Source organism: Sphingomonas sp. AC435 (genome assembly GCF_979253005.1).
In genome coordinates this window covers 1-232 of sequence record NZ_CEEDCJ010000127.1, presented here as the reverse complement: position 1 = coordinate 232, position 232 = coordinate 1, and the positions used below count along the sequence as shown (strand labels likewise).

Here is a 232-nt window from a genome sequence, read left to right as displayed (position 1 = left end):
TTCTTCAAGTCGTCAGCCCCGGTACAAGAGGTCGCCCCGGTCGAGGTCGGCCAAGTAGAGGGTGGTCACGCGTCACGGCACGGGATCGGGGCCGTACCCGCCCCACGGATGGCAGCGTGCGATGCGCTTCGTTGCCAGCCAGGCCCCTTTGACCGCGCCATAGCGGCGACGGGCGGTGATTGCATAGGCCGAACAGGTAGGGTCGGAGCGGCAGGATGGCGGCAGCACCGCC

The 232-nt window shown here is 68.5% G+C and carries 1 protein-coding gene; it reads right to left on the bottom strand.

The genetic code is table 11. The annotated features are described in order from the left end of the window. Nucleotides 1–72: 72 nt before the first annotated feature. Nucleotides 73–228 carry a membrane protein insertion efficiency factor YidD gene (yidD, locus tag AC0CH8_RS19180; protein WP_465241242.1) on the bottom strand — a complete coding sequence of 52 codons (156 nt, stop codon included), beginning with the start codon at nt 226–228 and terminating at the stop codon, nt 73–75. Nucleotides 229–232: the final 4 nt, after the last annotated feature.